This window comes from Helicobacter pylori, assembly GCF_003637665.1.
Lineage (GTDB): Bacteria > Campylobacterota > Campylobacteria > Campylobacterales > Helicobacteraceae > Helicobacter > Helicobacter pylori_CK.
In genome coordinates, this window is the sequence record NZ_MVWR01000003.1 from 65,099 (window position 1) to 81,506 (window position 16,408).

Consider the following 16,408-nt stretch of genomic DNA (forward strand, 5'->3'; position numbering starts at 1 on the left):
TTTTCTACAATATGAGCACCACTCATAAGAATATCTCCTTTTATATTATATTAGTGTTAAAAAGATTGTTATTGCAATTTGAGAAAACTTAAAATGAGCTTTATTTCCCCCCTTTTTTCGCCCCCTCTTTATAAACCCCTAGAATGTAGAATCCCAGTGGTTTAAGTTAGAAGAATAAGGGTCAAAAAAGCCCTTAGGCGTGTATTGCACTTCTTTTTTTGTAGAAGCGTCTTTTGAAGAATGGTCTTTAGGAAGACAAGCAAAACGCTGAGTATCAAAGCTAGAACAACCGCTCAATAACAACGCGCCGAGTGTGCCGATCATAATACCATTTTTAATTGTTTTCATTTTATATCCTTTGTTTTGTAAAATTTCTTGTAAATCCGTTTAATTTAAAATCGTTTAATTGAATAAGCTAAACTTTAAATTACACGGCGAGAATGATAAAATTCATTTTTAAACGAAAAGTAAATGAACTTTTAAAACGATAAAAAATTCCTCTAATTTTTGTCTTAAGCGGTAAATAATTACCACTTTTAAACAAATCAATTTTAATAATTAAATTCATTTAGTATGAAAACAATCATAAATTAAAAATCATTATTAAAAATGACCGCCTAAAAACCCGCTTAAAACATGCTACAATCAAGCCAAATTCTTCAATAAAAGGTAAGCTCATGCAAAAAATCATTGACGATTCACTAGAATTAGCTAAAAAACTGCAAGATAGTATCAGTAACCATTTGAGCGAGCAAGAAAAAGCGTTCCACTCTAAAATGCAAAAGCTTTTAAACAACCATGAAAACAAAGTCATGCTCATAGAGCTTATGGATCGGAGTTTTAGATGCTTGGACAATAAAGCCCGCTTTGAAATGATTGAGCATGTTTTAGACAAATACAAAAGCCGTGAGATTTTTTCTCCGTTTGAAAAATTGCTTTTAATGGGGTTTTTGAGCTTTGGGAAAATGCTCCCTGATATGAGCGTGCCTTTCTTTGTCAATAAAATCAGAAGCGACACGAAAGCGATGGTATTGGATCAAGAAGAGAGCCAGTTAAAAGAGCGGATTTTAAAAAGAAAAAATGAAAAAATCATTTTGAACGTGAATTTTATTGGCGAAGAGGTTTTGGGCGAAGAAGAAGCTAATGCACGTTTTGAAAAATACTCTCAAGCCCTAAAATCCAACTACATCCAATACATTTCCATTAAAATCACGACGATTTTTTCTCAAATCAATATCCTTGATTTTGAATACTCTAAAAAAGAGATTGTCAAACGCTTAGACGCTCTTTACGCTTTAGCTTTAGAAGAAGAAAAAAAGCAAGGCATGCCTAAATTCATCAATTTGGATATGGAGGAATTCAGGGATTTAGAGCTAACAGTGGAGTCGTTTATGGAATCCATCGCTAAATTTGATTTGAACGCTGGTATTGTGTTGCAAGCTTATATCCCTGATTCTTATGAATATTTGAAAAAACTGCATGCTTTTTCTAAAGAAAGGGTTTTAAAAGGGCTAAAGCCCATTAAAATCCGCTTTGTTAAGGGAGCGAACATGGAGAGCGAAGAGACGATCGCTTCCGTGAAAGACTGGGCGTTACCCACATTTTCTAATAAGCAAGACACCGATTCTAATTACAATAAAATGTTGGATTTTGTTTTAGAGGGCGATAATTATAAATACATTCATATCGGTGCAGCGAGCCATAATATTTTTGAAATCGCCTATGTCTATACGCGCATCCATGCCATTAACGACCCTGTTGTGTTAGAGCATTTTAGCTTTGAAATGCTAGAGGGCATGAGCTTGCAAGCGAGCCAGGAATTAAAAGAAATGCACAAACTCATTCTTTATGCGCCGGTGTGCGATGAAGCGCATTTCAACAATGCGATCGCTTACTTGGTGAGGAGGCTAGATGAAAACACCTCAAGCGATAATTTCATGAAAGCTTTCTTTAACCTCAAAGTAGGCACGAGCGAATGGAAAGACCAAGAACAACGCTTTTTAAACAGCCTTAAAGGAATCGCTACTTTAGACAATGCCACCCACAGGACTCAAGACAGAAACGCTAAACAAAGCGGCCATACCACTTACCCAAACCACTCCTTTAAAAACGAAAGCGATACCGATTTTATTTTAAAAGCCAACCGAGAGTGGGCTAAAAAAGTGCGCGAGAAAATACATAACGCTCCTATTTTAGAGCTTTACCCAGAAATAGATGGGAGGTTTGAAGATCCTAATTTAACCCCTTTAGAAGTCTTTGATAAAATCCATCACAAAAAAATCGCCAGCGTGCATTTAGCGGATAAAGAAGCGATTTTAAAAGCTCTAGAAGTGGCTAAAAGCGATAAGAGCCGTTTCAGCCAAAAAAGCTTCACAGAAATCCATGCTTTATTGAGTCAAACCGCCCAGCTTTTTAGAGAAAGAAGAGGCGATTTAGTAGGGATTTCCGCTTTAGAAGTGGGTAAAACTTTCGCTGAAACGGACGCTGAAGTGAGCGAAGCCATTGACTTTTTAGAGTTTTACCCTTACAGCTTAAGGGTGTTACAAGAGCAAAATGAAAAAACGAAATTCACCCCCAAGGGCGTGGGCGTGGTCATCGCCCCATGGAATTTCCCTGTGGGCATTTCTGTAGGCACTATCGCTGCCCCCCTAGCCGCTGGCAATCGGGTGATTTACAAGCCCTCAAGTTTGTCTAGCGTAACCGGCTATAAGCTTTGTGAATGTTTTTGGGATGCGGGCGTGCCTAGAGATGCACTCATTTACTTGCCCTCTAAAGGGAGCGATATTAGCGAACACCTTTTAAAAGATGAAAGCATCCAGTTTGCCATTTTAACCGGGGGCGAAGACACCGCTTATAAAATGCTCAAAGCTAACCCCACTCTAGCCTTGAGCGCTGAAACAGGCGGTAAAAACGCCACCATTGTGAGCAAAATGGCAGACAGAGATCAAGCGATTAAGAATGTTATCCATTCAGCTTTCAGCAATTCGGGGCAAAAATGTTCTGCCACTTCGCTTTTAGTGTTAGAAAAAGAAGTCTATGAAGATGAGAATTTCAAAAAGACTCTAATAGATGCGACTTTAAGCCTTAGCGTGGGCGATCCTTTTGATTTCAAAAACAAAATCGGCGCTCTAGCGGACAAGCCTAATGAAAAGGTCATCAAAGCCATAGATGAATTGAAAAGCTATGAAAATTACGAAATCCCAGCAAGCTTTGTGAATGATAACCCCTATTTGATGAAGCCAAGCATCAAATACGGCACCCAAAAAGGCGATTTCACGCACCAAACTGAGCTTTTTACGCCCATTTTATCCGTGATGAAGGCACAAGATTTAGACGAAGCGATAGAAATAGCCAATTCTACCGGTTACGGGCTGACTAGCGCGTTAGAGTCTTTGGACGAAAGGGAGTGGGAATATTATTTAAAACGCATTGAAGCCGGTAATATCTATATCAACAAACCCACCACAGGAGCGATTGTTTTGCGCCAGCCTTTTGGAGGGGTTAAAAAATCCGCTGTGGGGTTTGGGAGGAAGGTGGGCATTTTTAACTATATCACGCAGTTTGTGAATATTTACCAAGAAGAAGAAGATGAAAACGCCTTAAAAAACCCCTTAAGCGAAACTTTAGAGGGCTTGACTCAAAAAGGCTATGATGAGCATACGCATGAGTTGAAGCGTGCGATTTTTATGGCAAAGAGCTACGCTTATCATTACAAGCATGAATTCAGCCAAGCTAAAGACTATGTCAAAATCAGAGGCGAAGACAACCTTTTTTCCTACACTAAAGTTAAAAGCGTGGGCTATCGCATCACCGAAAAGGACACTTTAAGCGATATGTTAGGCGTGGCTTTAGCATGTTTAATTTCTCAGATCCCTTTAACGCTCAGCGCAGAAAACGAGCGAGCGAACAAAGATTTAACCTTCTTTTTAGAATGCTTAAAAGCGCTCCGAGCAAACGCCCCTATTTTTTATGAAAGCTTGCAAAAATTCAGCGAGAAATTGAACGCTTTCAATCGTGTCCGTTATCTAAAAAGCGATTTGGATTTATTGCACGAACAAGCGAGCGCTTTAGGGATGGTTTTAGCCACGGCTAAACCATGCTTGAACGGGCGTTTTGAATTGCTGTATTACCACTTAGAGCGATCAGTTAGCATCTCTTATCATCGTTATGGGAATTTAGGCTCAAGGGTTTTAAGGCAACCAACTTGCCACAAATCATGCTGTGCTGAAAAATAAATATTGTATTAAATAAGGAGATCAAAATGGGACATGTTGTTTTAAGCACCCCTATCGTTACGATGTTTATCGTTTATTCGCTGTTAATGCTCTATATTGGTTTTTATTTTTACAAACAAAATGAAACGACTGAAGATTATTTCTTAGGCGATCGTTCTATGGGCCCTGTGATTAGCGCTTTGAGTGCGGGGGCGAGCGATATGAGCGGGTGGCTTTTAATGGGATTACCTGGAGCTTTATATGTGGGGGGCTTAATCAACTCACACATCGCCATAGGGTTGAGTTTGGGCGCATTGATTAACTGGGTTTTTGTGGCTAAACGCTTACGCATTTATACGAGCGTGATCGCTCATTCCATCACCATTTCAGATTATTTTGAAACGCGCTTTAGCGATGACAGACACATCTTGCGCTTGATTTCAGCTTTTGTGATTTTAATCTTTTTTATTTTTTACATTTCTTCAGGGCTGGTGAGCGGGGCTAAGCTCTTTGAAGCGACCTTTGGCATTCAATACACCTACGCTTTAAGCATTGGCACGCTAATCATTGTCTCTTACACCTTTTTAGGAGGGTATAAAGCGGTGTGTTGGACGGATTTGATTCAAGGGCTTTTGATGATGAGTGCTTTAATCGTGGTGCCGATCGTTATGATAATCCATCTTGGAGGGATTGGAGAGGGGATTAAAATCATTAGAGAAATCAAGCCTGAAAACCTTTCTTTCTTACAAGGCTCTAGCGTAGTCGCCATTATTTCAAGCCTTGCTTGGGGGTTAGGCTATTTTGGGCAACCCCATATTTTAGTGCGTTTCATGTCTATCCGCTCCATTAAAGATGTCCCTAAAGCGACCACTATTGGGATTTCTTGGATGGTTATTTCTTTGATTGGGGCATGCGTTATGGGGCTTTTAGGCGTTGCGTATGCGCATAAATTTGATTTGAGCTTACAAGACCCTGAAAAGATTTTCATTGTGATGAGTCAATTGCTCTTTAACCCTTGGATCACAGGCATTTTATTGAGCGCGATTTTAGCGGCGGTGATGAGCACGGCCAGTTCGCAACTGCTTGTAAGCTCTTCTACCATTGCTGAAGATTTCTATGCGACGATTTTCAATAAAGACGCCCCGCAAAAATTAGTGATGGTTATTTCTAGGCTTTCGGTTTTAGGGGTGGCTTGCATCGCTTTTTTCATTTCAACGGATAAAAACGCTAGCATTCTCAGCATTGTGAGTTACGCATGGGCTGGCTTTGGCGCGAGTTTTGGCTCGGTGATTTTGTTTTCACTTTTTTGGTCAAGAATGACACGCATTGGCGCGATTGCTGGCATGCTCTCTGGGGCTAGCACGGTGATTTTATACGATAAATTTGGCAAAAGCTTTTTGGATATTTATGAAATCGTTCCGGGCTTTATTGTAGCGAGCGTAGCTATTGTGGTGTTTAGTTTGTTTTCTAGCGTGCGAGCAGGCACTAAAGAGGCTTTTGAAACCATGCTTAAAGAAATTGAGAGCTTGAGGCATTAACGCTTCAAATGAGTTTGGTTTAATCCTTAATCCCCCTATGCTCTTTAATCAAACCTTAACCTATATTTCTTTATTTTCTGGGGCAGGAGTGGGGTGTTATGGGCTTTTAGAAGAGGGGTTTGAATGCGTTGCTACCAATGAAATTTTAGAAAAACGCTTGAATATCCAAAGGATTAATCGCAAATGCAAATTAGATGAAAGCTACATTAGTGGGGACATTAAAAAGCCAGAAACAAAAGAAAAAATTTTAAAGCAAATTGGATTTTATTCTAAAAAATTTGGTAATGATAGGGTTGATTTAGTGATAGCAACCCCACCTTGTCAAGGCATGAGCGTGGCCAATCATAAAAAGAAAAACGATGAAATCAAACGGAATTCTTTGGTTATTGAGAGCGTTGATTTGATCAAACAAATCAAACCCAGATTTTTTATTTTAGAAAATGTCCCTAGTTTTTATAAAACAGGTTGTATAGACAAAAATGACAATTTTCTAGAAATAGGATCTATGATAGAGCAAAATTTGAGTGGTGATTATATGCTCTATGATGAGGTAATCAATTTTAAAAATTTTGGAGCTAATTCAAGCCGAACAAGAACTTTAGTGATAGGGGTTTGTAAAGAGTTTAAAGATTTTATAAGCGCGTTAGAATTTTTTCCTGATTTCAAACAAGAAAAAACCTTAAAAGAAGTGATAGGCTCGTTAAAACCACTTACTTGGGGCGAGTATGATAGCGCAGATTTTTATCATAGTTTTAGAACTTATCCAAAGCATATGCAAGAATGGATTAAGGATTTAAAAGAAGGACAAAGTGCGTTTGAGAATACAGAATTAAACAAAAAGCCTCATAGAATTGTCGGTAATAAGATTGTCTTAAATGTTTCTAAAAATGGCGATAAATATAAAAGGCAAAAATATCATAGCGTTGCCCAAAAATTAGAAATCAACATGATCATTGGCGGGCCTCCATGTCAAGGCTTTTCTAATAAAGGGAAAAATTTAGGGCTAAAAGACCCTAGGAATTTTTTATTCTTAGAATATATAGAAATAGTCAAAGCCATAAAGCCAGAAATTTTTATCATTGAAAACGTGAAAAACATAATCTCTTGCGCTAAAGGCTATTTTTTAGAAGAGATTAAAGAAAGATTGAACGCTTTAGGGTATCAATTGAGCTATCAAATCCTAAACGCTAAAGATTATGGCGTGCCTCAAAACAGGGAGAGGGCTTTTATTGTAGGGGCTAGTTGTTTTAGTTTTGATTTCAATCTTTTAGAGCCTTCTCAAAGCGTGAATGTTCAAGATGCCATAAGCGATTTAGCCTATCTTTGTTCTAATGAAGGGGCGTTTGAGAGCGATTATTTAAACCCTATCCAATCAAACTATCAAGCCTTAATGCGAAAAGATAGCCCTAAATTATACAACCACCAAGCCACCAACCACTCGCAAGCCGCTTTAGAGAAATTAAAGCTCATCAATAAAGAGCAAGGCAAAGAATGCTTGCCTAAAAACTTGCATGGCAAACAGCAATTCAAAAGCACATGGGGGCGCTTAAATTGGAACAAAATCAGCCCCACCATAGACACACGCTTTGATACCCCGAGCAATGGCACCAACTCCCACCCTGAATTGCACCGCTCTATCACACCCAGAGAAGCCACTAGGATACAAAGTTTTAGCGATGATTATATCTTTTATGGCAATAAAACGAACATTTGCAAGCAAATCGGTAACGCTGTGCCTCCTCTTCTAGCCCTAGCCTTAGGCAAAGCGATCTTAAAAAGCGCAAGAAATGATACAAATCCATCACGCTAACGCCTTTGAAATCATCAAGGATTTTTACCAGCAAAATTTAAAAGTGGATGCGATCATCACAGACCCTCCTTACAACATTTCGGTTAAAAACAATTTTTCCACCCTAAAGAGCGCTAAAAGGCAAGGCATAGACTTTGGGGAATGGGATAAAAATTTCAAGCTTTTAGAATGGATCACGCGCTACGCCCCCTTAATCAATCCAAACGGCTGCATGGTGATTTTTTGCTCTTACAGGTTTATAAGCTATATCGCTGATTTTTTAGAAGAAAACGGCTTTGTGGTCAAAGACTTTATCCAATGGGTTAAAGATAATCCCATGCCAAGAAACATTCACCGGCGTTATGTCCAAGACACGGAATTTGCCTTATGGGCGGTTAAAAAGAAAGCTAAATGGGTGTTTAACAAACCCGACAATGAAAAATATTTACGCCCCTTGATTTTAAAAAGCCCCGTAGTGAGCGGGATTGAAAGAGTGAAACACCCCACGCAAAAAAGCCTAGCCTTAATGGAAAAAATCATTTCCATCCACACAAACCCTAATAATGTAGTGCTAGATCCTTTCATGGGGAGCGGCACCACCGGCTTAGCGTGCAAAAATTTAAAACGAAATTTTATCGGTATAGAATCAGAAAAAGAATATTTTCAAATCGCGCAAAAGCGTTTGAGCTAGCTTTTAAAAACGCTATTTGAATGAGATTGTGTTATAGTTGCTTAAAAGGATATTTTTAATGAAAAGAATGTTAGCAGAGTTTGAAAAAATCCAAGCGATTTTAATGGCGTTCCCCCATGAGTTTGGCGACTGGGCGTATTGTATTGAAGAGGCCAGGGAGAGCTTTTTACACATCATTCAAACCATAGCCAAACACGCTAAAGTGTTGGTGTGCGTCCATACTAACGACACTATCGGTTATGAGACGCTTAAAAATTTACCCGGTGTAGAGATCGCAAGGATTGACACCAACGACACATGGGCTAGGGATTTTGGAGCGATCAGCGTTGAAAATCATGGCGTTTTAGAGTGCTTGGATTTTGGTTTTAATGGCTGGGGGTTAAAATACCCGTCCAATTTAGACAATTTAGTGAATTTCAAGCTCAAAAGTTTAGGGTTTTTAAAACACCCTTTAAAAACGATGCCCTATATTTTAGAGGGCGGGAGCATAGAAAGCGATGGGGCCGGGAGCATTTTAACCAACACCCAATGCCTGCTAGAAAAAAATCGTAACCCCCATTTGAATCAAAATGGAATAGAAACCATGCTTAAAAAGGAATTAGGGGCTAAACAAGTGCTGTGGTATTCTCATGGCTATTTAAAGGGCGATGATACAAATAGCCACACCGACACGCTCGCTCGTTTTTTAAATAAAGACACCATTGTTTATAGCGCATGCGAGGATGAAAACGATGAGCATTACACAGCCTTAAAAAAAATGCAAGAAGAATTAAAAACCTTTAAAAAACTAGACGGCACGCCTTATAAACTCATCCCCCTAGAAATCCCCAAAGCCATTTTTGATGAAAACCAACAACGCTTGCCGGCCACTTATGTGAATTTTTTATTGTGCAATAACGCTTTAATCATGCCCACCTACAACGACCCTAAAGACGCGCTCATTTTAGAAACCTTAAAACAACACACGCCTTTAGAAGTGATAGGGGTTGATTGCAATACCTTAATCAAACAGCATGGGAGTTTGCATTGTGTAACGATGCAACTTTATTGAACAAAATCACGCTTTTTGGCGTGGTTCAAGGCGTGGGCATGCGCCCTTTTATTTATACCCTGGCTCAAAAATTAGGGCTTGTAGGCTTTGTGCGTAACACCCAAGCGGCTTTGGAAATCATCTTGCCCGCTCACAAAACAGAGTCTTTTTTAAACGCTCTCAAAAAAGGATTACCCCCTTTAGCGTTGGTGGAAAAAATCATTATTAGCCCTTATGATAAGTCGCTCAAATTCAATGGTTTTAGGATTTTAGAAAGCAAGAACCACCCTTTAAATTTGCTCAGTCAAATCCCTAAAGATTTAGGCGTGTGCAAGGATTGCTTGAGAGAAATCAGAGATAAAAACTCCCCCTATTTTCATTACGCTTTCAATTCTTGCGCGAAGTGCGGGGCGAGATACAGCCTTTTAAACGCCCTGCCCTATGACAGAGAAAACTCCGCCCTAAAACCTTTCAAACTCTGTGGATTTTGCACATCCGTTTATAAAGATGCCAATAACAAACGATTCCACATTCAAGGCATCAGCTGCAAAAAGTGCGGTATTACGCTCAATTACAAGCGATTCAAAAACGATGACGCTCTTTTAGAATGCGCTAAAGACATTCAAAAGGGTAAAATCATCGCTCTTAAAGGTTTGGGGGGCTTTGCTCTCTTGTGCGATGGAAGGAATTTTCAAACCATAGAAAGATTACGGCTTTTAAAAAAACGCCCCCTAAAGCCTTTCGCACTCATGTTTAAAGATTTGAACACAGCCAAACAGCATGCGTTTTTGAATGCATTAGAATGCGAAAGCCTAAATTCTGCAAGTGCCCCCATTCTTTTAGCGCGTAAAAAACCTGATATAAAATTAGCCCCCAATATCGCTAAAAACTCCCCCTTTTATGGCGTCATCTTGCCCTATACCCCTTTGCATGCTCTATTATTGGATTTATTGGATTTCCCTATTGTGTTCACGAGTGCGAATTTCAGCTCCCTCCCTTTAGCAAGCAATGAAAAAGAGATCGATTCGCTTCATTTTATTTTTGATTTTAAGCTCACGCACAATCGCGCCATCATTCACAGGATTGATGACAGCATTGCGCAATGCATAGACAACGCCATTCGCCCCATGCGTTTGGCTAGGGGGTTTGCCCCCCTTTACCTCACCTTGCCTAAACGCTCTAATGGTTCGCAAAAAAAGATTTTAGCGCTTGGAGCGGAGCAAAAAGGGCATTTTAGCTTATTGGATAGCGAAACTTCCATTCTTTTACTCTCGCCTTTTTGTGGGGATTTGAGCGTTTTAGAAAATGAAAAACACTTTAAAGAAACTTTGAATTTTTTCTTAAAAACCTATGATTTTAAACCCACGCTCTTAGCTTGCGATAAGCACAAAAACTACACCACCACTCAAATGGCTTTTGATTTTAATACGCCCTTGTTGCAAGTCCAACACCACCATGCCCACTTTTTAGCGAGCGTTTTAGACGCGTTGTTGCAAGATCCGCATTTAAACAACCCTTTTATAGGCATCATTTGGGATGGGAGTGGGGCTTATGAAAATAAGATTTATGGGGCGGAGTGTTTTGTGGGGGATTTTGAACGCATTGAAGAAACCGCCAGGTTTGAAGAATTTCTGCTTTTAGGGGGGCAAAAAGCGATCAAAGAGCCTAAACGCCTGGTTTTAGAAATTTCCTTAAAACACCAACTCAACAAGCTTTTAAAGCGCGTTCAAAAGCATTTTAAAGAAGACGAATTAGAAATTTTCCAACAAATGCATGACAAAAAAATTCAAAGCGTCGCTACCAATTCCATAGGGCGTTTGTTTGATATAGTAGCGTTTAGTTTGGATCTAGTGGGAACGATTAGCTTTGAAGCCGAGAGCGGGCAGGTTTTAGAAAATCTAGCCCTACAAAGCGATGAGAGTGCTTTTTACCCTTTTACAATCAAAAACAGTGTGGTGGGTTTGAAAGAATTTTATCAAGCGTTTGAAAAGGATTTGGGCGTTTTAGAACCCAAACGCATCGCTAAGAAATTTTTTAACAGCTTAGTAGAAATCATTACCGCTTTGATTGCGCCTTTTAAAGAGCATGTCGTGGTGTGCAGTGGGGGCGTGTTTTGTAACCAATTGTTGTGCGAACAATTAGCCCAACGATTGAGGGGGCTAAAGAGGCAGTATTTTTTCCACAAGCATTTCCCCCCTAATGACAGCAGTATCCCTGTCGGTCAAGCCTTAATGGCGTATTTCAACCCTACAATCATCAAAAAAGGATAAAAATGGATAGCGTAACTCTAGCATGCGGGAACGGAGGGAAAGAAACAAACGCTTTGATTGAGCGAGTCTTTATGCCCTATTTAAAAGAATTTATCGTTGCGTTTGATGAAGACGCCCCTAAATTTAAGGCTAGTGGGGAATATTGCGTGAGCACGGATAGTTTTGTCATCACGCCCTTGATTTTTAATGGAGGCGATATAGGCAAGCTTTGCGTTTGCGGGAGCGCGAATGATGTGAGCGTGCAAGGGGGCGAACCTTTGTATTTGAATATGGGTTTTATTTTAGAAGAAGGCTTAGAAATCCCTCTTTTAAAACAAATTTTACAATCCATACAAAAAGAATTGTTTAAAGCCAACCTGAAACTCCTCTCCCTAGACACTAAAGTCGTGCCAAAGGGGAGCGTGGATAAGCTTTTTATCAACACAACATGTATTGGTAAAACCATCAAACCAGGGATTTCTTCACACCACTTAAAACAAGGCCAAGCCATTATTATAAGCGACACTATCGCTAACCATGGGGCAAGCCTGTTTGCGATGCGTAATGAAATCAAGCTTAAAACGAATCTAGAAAGCGATTGCCAACTGCTCTATCCTTTATTAAAACCCCTATTTTTAAGCGATCTCAAAATTGATGCTTTAAGAGATGCGACTAGGGGCGGGTTAGCGAGCGTGCTGAACGAATGGGCGAACAGCTCTAGAGTGAAAATCGTTATAGAAGAAGAAAAAATCCCCTTAAAAGAAGAAACGAAAGGGATTTGTGAGATTTTAGGGCTAGAACCCTACACGCTAGCCAATGAGGGGGTGTTTGTTTTAGCGCTCAATCAAAAAGACGCCCCTAAAGCCTTAGAAATTTTAAAAAGTAATGAGAAAGCCAAAAACGCTTGCGTGATTGGCAAAGTGTTTGAAAACCCTTATCCTAGCGTGGTTTTAAAGAACGCATGGGGTTTTGAAAGGATTTTAGAGGTGCCAGAGGGCGAATTGTTGCCTAGGATTTGCTAAGGCGCTTTTTAAAACCCTACCGCCCTTGATCTCTAATTTTTTTAGAGATCACCTAAGCTAAGTCTAAGTCTACTATACTCAAGGCATTTGAGAGAAAACTTACAACAAAAGGGTTTTATGGTGGGTGTTACAAAAAAAGCGGGCTTGATATTGATGATAAAAAAGCGTTTGAAATTGAGAGCGAAGCCGTACACCAAAACTCCCATTAATGGTTAAATCTTGTTTGAAGTTAATCTATAATCACAATATAGCAACTACCACTAGCCTGACGCTTAATGGCGGAGCGTTTTTATAGCTCTATAAGAGCCTTGATTTTAGATCAAACCTCTAAAAGCTTCAAATAATACCCATAAGCTTCTTTGATGCCTTGCTCTAAAGGGATTTCTAATTCCCATTTTAAAGCCTTTTGTTTGGAAATATCCATAAGCTTTTGTTGCATGCCCACTGGTTTGGATAAATCTTTCACAAACACGCCCTTATAGTCTAAAACCTGAGCGACTTTTTCGTAATACTCTTCAATGCTGTAATCCACGCCAGAGCCTACATTCATCACGCTAGGAATTTGAGCGATATTCTCATAAGCGAGAGCGATAAACCTAGCCAAATCTTTAGCGTTTAAATATTCTCTTCTAGCGGTCCCATCGCCCCACATCGCAAAATTTTTTTCACCCTTTAATTTAGCGGTGTGCATCCTAGCAATAAGCCCTGGTATCATGTGCGCTATCTTTTCTTCAAACTTGTCAAACTCGCCATAAAGGTTGCAAGGCACTAGAGTTTTATAAAAAACGCCCTTTTCAGCGCTCACGTATTCGCAATACTTCATCACAGAGAGTTTGGCTAAAGCGTAGCCCTCGTTCGTTGGCTCTAAAGAGCCGTTCAACAAATCGCTCTCTTTTAAAGGGTTAGGGGCGTATTTAGGATAAGCGCAAGAGCTCGCCAGATTAATGGCTTTTTTCACGCCCAAATCTAAAGCGCTAGAAAAGAGGTACAAGCCCATCAGCAAGTTTTCAACCATGTAAGTTGAAAGATCGTTCATGTTCGCCACAATGCCCCCCACTCTCCCGGCGCAATGAATAATGCCTGTAGGCTTGTATTCTTTCAAATAGGCTTGAACGTTGTCTTTATCCAACAAATACAATTCGCTCTTTTTAGGGGTGAGTAAAGTAACATCAGGCTTATTTTTTTTAAAATACAACGCCGTGTTCTGCCCCACCATGCCATAGGCGCCGGTGATTAAAATAATCTCATTCATAAAAATTCCTTAAAGTGTAGCCCCCATCTTGCAAGTAAAGGTTTTTCTGGCATTCTTTTAAATCGTATTCTAACATGTCCTTAATTAACTCTTTTAAATCGTATTCCCTAACCCAACCTAGCTCTTTTTCTGCCTTAGTGGGATCGCCTAAGAGCAAATCCACTTCAGTAGGCCTGAAATAGCGCTCGTCTATACGCACTACGATTTGGTCCGTTTTTAAATGGCTTAAGTTTAATTGTAAAGCGTTCGCTCTTTTTTCATCAATGCTTTTGATCAAACCGATTTCTTTAATCCCTGTATTTTGAAATTCTAGATCAATACCGATAAATTCAAAGCTCATTTTCACAAAATCGCGCACGCTTGTGGTCTTTCCTGTAGCAATCACATAATCTTGTGGAGTGGGCGCTTGGAGCATTAAATGCATCATTTTCACATAATCTTTGGCATGCCCCCAGTCTCTTTTAGCGTCTAAATTCCCTAAATACAAGCAATCCGTTAAGTTATATGCTATCGCGCTAGCGGCTCGTGTGATTTTACGGGTTACAAAAGTTTCGCCCCTTACCCTACTCTCATGGTTAAAAAGAATGCCATTAACCGCAAACAAATTATAAGCCTCTCTGTAATTTTTGGTGATGTAAAAGGCATACATTTTAGCGACCGCATAGGGGCTTCGTGGGTTAAAGGGGGTGTTTTCATTTTGCGGGGTTTCTAAGACTTCGCCATACAATTCGCTCGTGCTGGCTTGATAAAATCGTGTTTTCTTTTCTAATCCTAAAATCCGCATGGCTTCTAAAATCCTTAGCGTGCCAATACCATCAGCGTTAGCGGTGTATTCGGGGGTTTCAAAAGAGACTTTCACATGGCTTTGAGCGGCTAAATTATAAATCTCTGTAGGCTTAGTGGTAGCGATTAAATGGATGAGATTAGAGCTATCGGTCATATCCCCATAGTGTAAGAAAAAACGCCTTTTATGATCGCTATGCAAATCTTCATACAAATGATCGATCCTAGAAGTGTTGATGCTAGAAGAGCGCCTTTTTAACCCATGCACTTCATAACCCAAATTCAGCAAGTATTCAGCCAGATAGCTCCCGTCTTGCCCGGTAACCCCGGTGATCAAAGCGATTTTTTCTTTCATTATTTTTCCTTTATTTATTTTCCTTGATTTTGTCTGTTAAAATCATCATCAATTCTTACAATATCGTCTTCACCGACATACTCGCCCACTTGAACTTCTATGATAATTAAAGGGATTTTGCCATAATTAGCCAGGCGGTGTAAGGTGTTTTTAGGGATATAAGTGGACTCATTAGCTTGCAATTCAAACATTTTATGATCCAACTCCACGCTCGCCATCCCGCTAATCACCACCCAGTGTTCGCTCCTATGGAAATGCTTTTGTAAAGAAAGCCTAGCGTTTGGTTTGACTTCTAAAATCTTAACCTTGTAACAACCGCTCTCATGCAAGACTTCATAACTCCCCCAAGGGCGATACACTTTAGTGTGTGTTTGCAACAATTCCTGGTTATTTATTTCTATCTCGCTCACTAAAGCTTTTAAATCTTTAGCCTTGTCTTTATGAGCGATTAAAAGAGCGTCTTTAGTGTCAATAATGGCTAAATTATCAACGCCTAAAAGAGCGCTCACTTTATGAGAAAACACTAAATTATTTTCGCTTTCTTTGGCAAAAACAGGCGTTTGATTCAAGCTGACATTTTCTTTAGGCTCGTTAGCCGCTTCTTCAAAAAGAGCGTTAAAATTCCCTAAATCGCTCCACTTGGCGTTCAATTCTACCATTTTGATTTTGTGGCTTTGTTGCATTAAGGCTATATCAACGCTCACGTCTTCTAAATCTTGCATGCTCTTTTCGCTCAAACGCGCGATCTTTTGTTCAAAAAAATGCGTGTTTTCTAAAGATTCAAACGCTCTTTCGCACCCCTTTAAAATAGTAGGGGCATGCTTTTTTAGTTCGTCTAAAAAAACGCCCGCTTGGAAAACGAACATGCCGCTATTGAAATAAAACCCTCCGCTTTTTTGAAACTCTATCGCTTTTTCTAAGCTTGGCTTTTCAATGAATCGTTTGACATCTAAAGCGTTAGGGCTTTCAATATACCCAAACTCCGTGTTTGGCTTTTCAATGCTCACGCCAAAAGTAACCAAAAAGCCTTTTTGGGCTAAATCAATCGCTTTTTGCATCGCATTTTCATACGCTTGAAGGTCTTTAATCAAATGATCGCTTGGCGTAACGATGAGCAAATCCTCTCTATCGCTCATTAAAGCGCTCAAAGCAATGGCGTTAGCGGTGTTTTTACTCAAGCTCTCCAGTAAAAACCCCACGCTTTTATTGTGGATTTCGCCCTCTATTTCTTCTAGGGCTAAAAAATAATGCTTTTCATTGCACACGATCAGCGTTTCATCTACTAAGGGAGCGTTTCTTTTAAAACTCAATTCAAACAAGCTTTTATGGTCAAAAAGCTTTAAAAATTGCTTAGGGTATAAGCTACGGCTCAAAGGCCATAGGCGTTTGCCACTCCCCCCACTCAGTAAGATATTTTTAATTTTCATGGGCTTTCTTGTTAGGCTCTCTTTTGTTTTTAGGGTTATTATAGCGTTTTTAACGCAG

Annotated in this window: 10 protein-coding genes and 2 pseudogenes; 8 read left to right on the forward strand and 4 right to left on the reverse strand. The window is 39.7% G+C overall.

Features of this window, described 5'->3' with window-relative positions:
- Positions 1 to 138: 138 nt before the first annotated feature.
- The gene (locus tag EAL49_RS03120; protein WP_000849022.1) at positions 139 to 348 is read right to left on the reverse strand and encodes a hypothetical protein; all 210 of its coding nucleotides are present in this window, start codon (positions 346 to 348) and stop codon (positions 139 to 141) included.
- A 329-nt stretch (positions 349 to 677) separates the two neighbouring features.
- Here EAL49_RS03120 and EAL49_RS03125 point away from each other — a divergent pair, with 329 nt between their 5' ends.
- The 8 genes and pseudogenes from EAL49_RS03125 (at position 678) to hypE (ending at position 12,533) form a co-directional block, all read left to right on the forward strand.
- Positions 678 to 4,235 carry a bifunctional proline dehydrogenase/L-glutamate gamma-semialdehyde dehydrogenase gene (locus EAL49_RS03125; protein ID WP_120828875.1) on the forward strand — a complete coding sequence of 1,186 codons (3,558 nt, stop codon included), beginning with the start codon at positions 678 to 680 and terminating at the stop codon, positions 4,233 to 4,235.
- Between the two features lie 26 nt (positions 4,236 to 4,261).
- A complete protein-coding gene (gene putP / locus EAL49_RS03130; RefSeq protein ID WP_120828877.1) occupies positions 4,262 to 5,752 on the forward strand; it encodes a sodium/proline symporter PutP in 1,491 nt (496 codons plus the stop codon).
- Between the two features lie 37 nt (positions 5,753 to 5,789).
- Positions 5,790 to 6,680 (forward strand): annotated as a pseudogene (locus EAL49_RS08350) (DNA cytosine methyltransferase); the annotation flags it as partial.
- Positions 6,672 to 7,562 (forward strand): annotated as a pseudogene (locus EAL49_RS08355) (DNA cytosine methyltransferase); the annotation flags it as partial. The pseudogenes EAL49_RS08350 and EAL49_RS08355, both read left to right, overlap by 9 nt.
- On the forward strand, positions 7,540 to 8,232 hold the full coding sequence (locus EAL49_RS03140) for a DNA-methyltransferase (protein WP_120828881.1): 693 nt from the start codon (positions 7,540 to 7,542) through the stop codon (positions 8,230 to 8,232). The pseudogene EAL49_RS08355 and the gene EAL49_RS03140, both read left to right, overlap by 23 nt.
- A gap of 58 nt (positions 8,233 to 8,290) precedes the next feature.
- A complete protein-coding gene (locus EAL49_RS03145) occupies positions 8,291 to 9,283 on the forward strand; it encodes an agmatine deiminase family protein (RefSeq protein ID WP_120828883.1) in 993 nt (330 codons plus the stop codon).
- Positions 9,280 to 11,532: a carbamoyltransferase HypF gene (hypF, locus tag EAL49_RS03150; RefSeq protein ID WP_162973098.1), complete on the forward strand. Its 2,253-nt coding sequence runs from the start codon at positions 9,280 to 9,282 to the stop codon at positions 11,530 to 11,532. The genes EAL49_RS03145 and hypF overlap by 4 nt, the downstream gene beginning before the upstream one ends.
- A 2-nt stretch (positions 11,533 to 11,534) precedes the next feature.
- A complete protein-coding gene (gene hypE / locus EAL49_RS03155; protein ID WP_120828887.1) occupies positions 11,535 to 12,533 on the forward strand; it encodes a hydrogenase expression/formation protein HypE in 999 nt (332 codons plus the stop codon).
- Between the two features lie 319 nt (positions 12,534 to 12,852).
- On the opposite strand, the gene EAL49_RS03160 is transcribed toward hypE, so the two are convergent.
- Genes EAL49_RS03160 through EAL49_RS03170 form a run of 3 tightly spaced genes read right to left on the reverse strand, consistent with a single transcriptional unit; the run spans position 12,853 to position 16,350 of the window.
- Positions 12,853 to 13,785 (reverse strand): GDP-L-fucose synthase family protein, encoded by a 933-nt coding sequence (locus tag EAL49_RS03160; protein WP_120828889.1) that lies wholly within the window; start codon positions 13,783 to 13,785, stop codon positions 12,853 to 12,855.
- On the reverse strand, positions 13,778 to 14,923 hold the full coding sequence (gmd, locus tag EAL49_RS03165) for a GDP-mannose 4,6-dehydratase (protein WP_120828891.1): 1,146 nt from the start codon (positions 14,921 to 14,923) through the stop codon (positions 13,778 to 13,780). Before gmd ends, EAL49_RS03160 begins: the two co-directional genes overlap by 8 nt.
- A 14-nt stretch (positions 14,924 to 14,937) precedes the next feature.
- On the reverse strand, positions 14,938 to 16,350 hold the full coding sequence (locus tag EAL49_RS03170; RefSeq protein ID WP_120828893.1) for a mannose-1-phosphate guanylyltransferase/mannose-6-phosphate isomerase: 1,413 nt from the start codon (positions 16,348 to 16,350) through the stop codon (positions 14,938 to 14,940).
- Positions 16,351 to 16,408 lie beyond the last annotated feature (58 nt).

Excerpts from the sequence above, each read along its gene's own strand:
- EAL49_RS03120 (WP_000849022.1), bottom strand. The coding sequence starts at position 348 with ATGAAAACAATTAAAAATGGTATTATGATCGGCACACTCGGCGCGTTG.
- EAL49_RS03125 (WP_120828875.1), top strand. The coding sequence starts at position 678 with ATGCAAAAAATCATTGACGATTCACTAGAATTAGCTAAAAAACTGCAA.
- putP (WP_120828877.1), top strand. The coding sequence starts at position 4,262 with ATGGGACATGTTGTTTTAAGCACCCCTATCGTTACGATGTTTATCGTT.
- EAL49_RS03140 (WP_120828881.1), top strand. The coding sequence starts at position 7,540 with ATGATACAAATCCATCACGCTAACGCCTTTGAAATCATCAAGGATTTT.
- EAL49_RS03145 (WP_120828883.1), top strand. The coding sequence starts at position 8,291 with ATGAAAAGAATGTTAGCAGAGTTTGAAAAAATCCAAGCGATTTTAATG.
- hypE (WP_120828887.1), top strand. The coding sequence starts at position 11,535 with ATGGATAGCGTAACTCTAGCATGCGGGAACGGAGGGAAAGAAACAAAC.
- EAL49_RS03160 (WP_120828889.1), bottom strand. The coding sequence starts at position 13,785 with ATGAATGAGATTATTTTAATCACCGGCGCCTATGGCATGGTGGGGCAG.
- gmd (WP_120828891.1), bottom strand. The coding sequence starts at position 14,923 with ATGAAAGAAAAAATCGCTTTGATCACCGGGGTTACCGGGCAAGACGGG.
- EAL49_RS03170 (WP_120828893.1), bottom strand. The coding sequence starts at position 16,350 with ATGAAAATTAAAAATATCTTACTGAGTGGGGGGAGTGGCAAACGCCTA.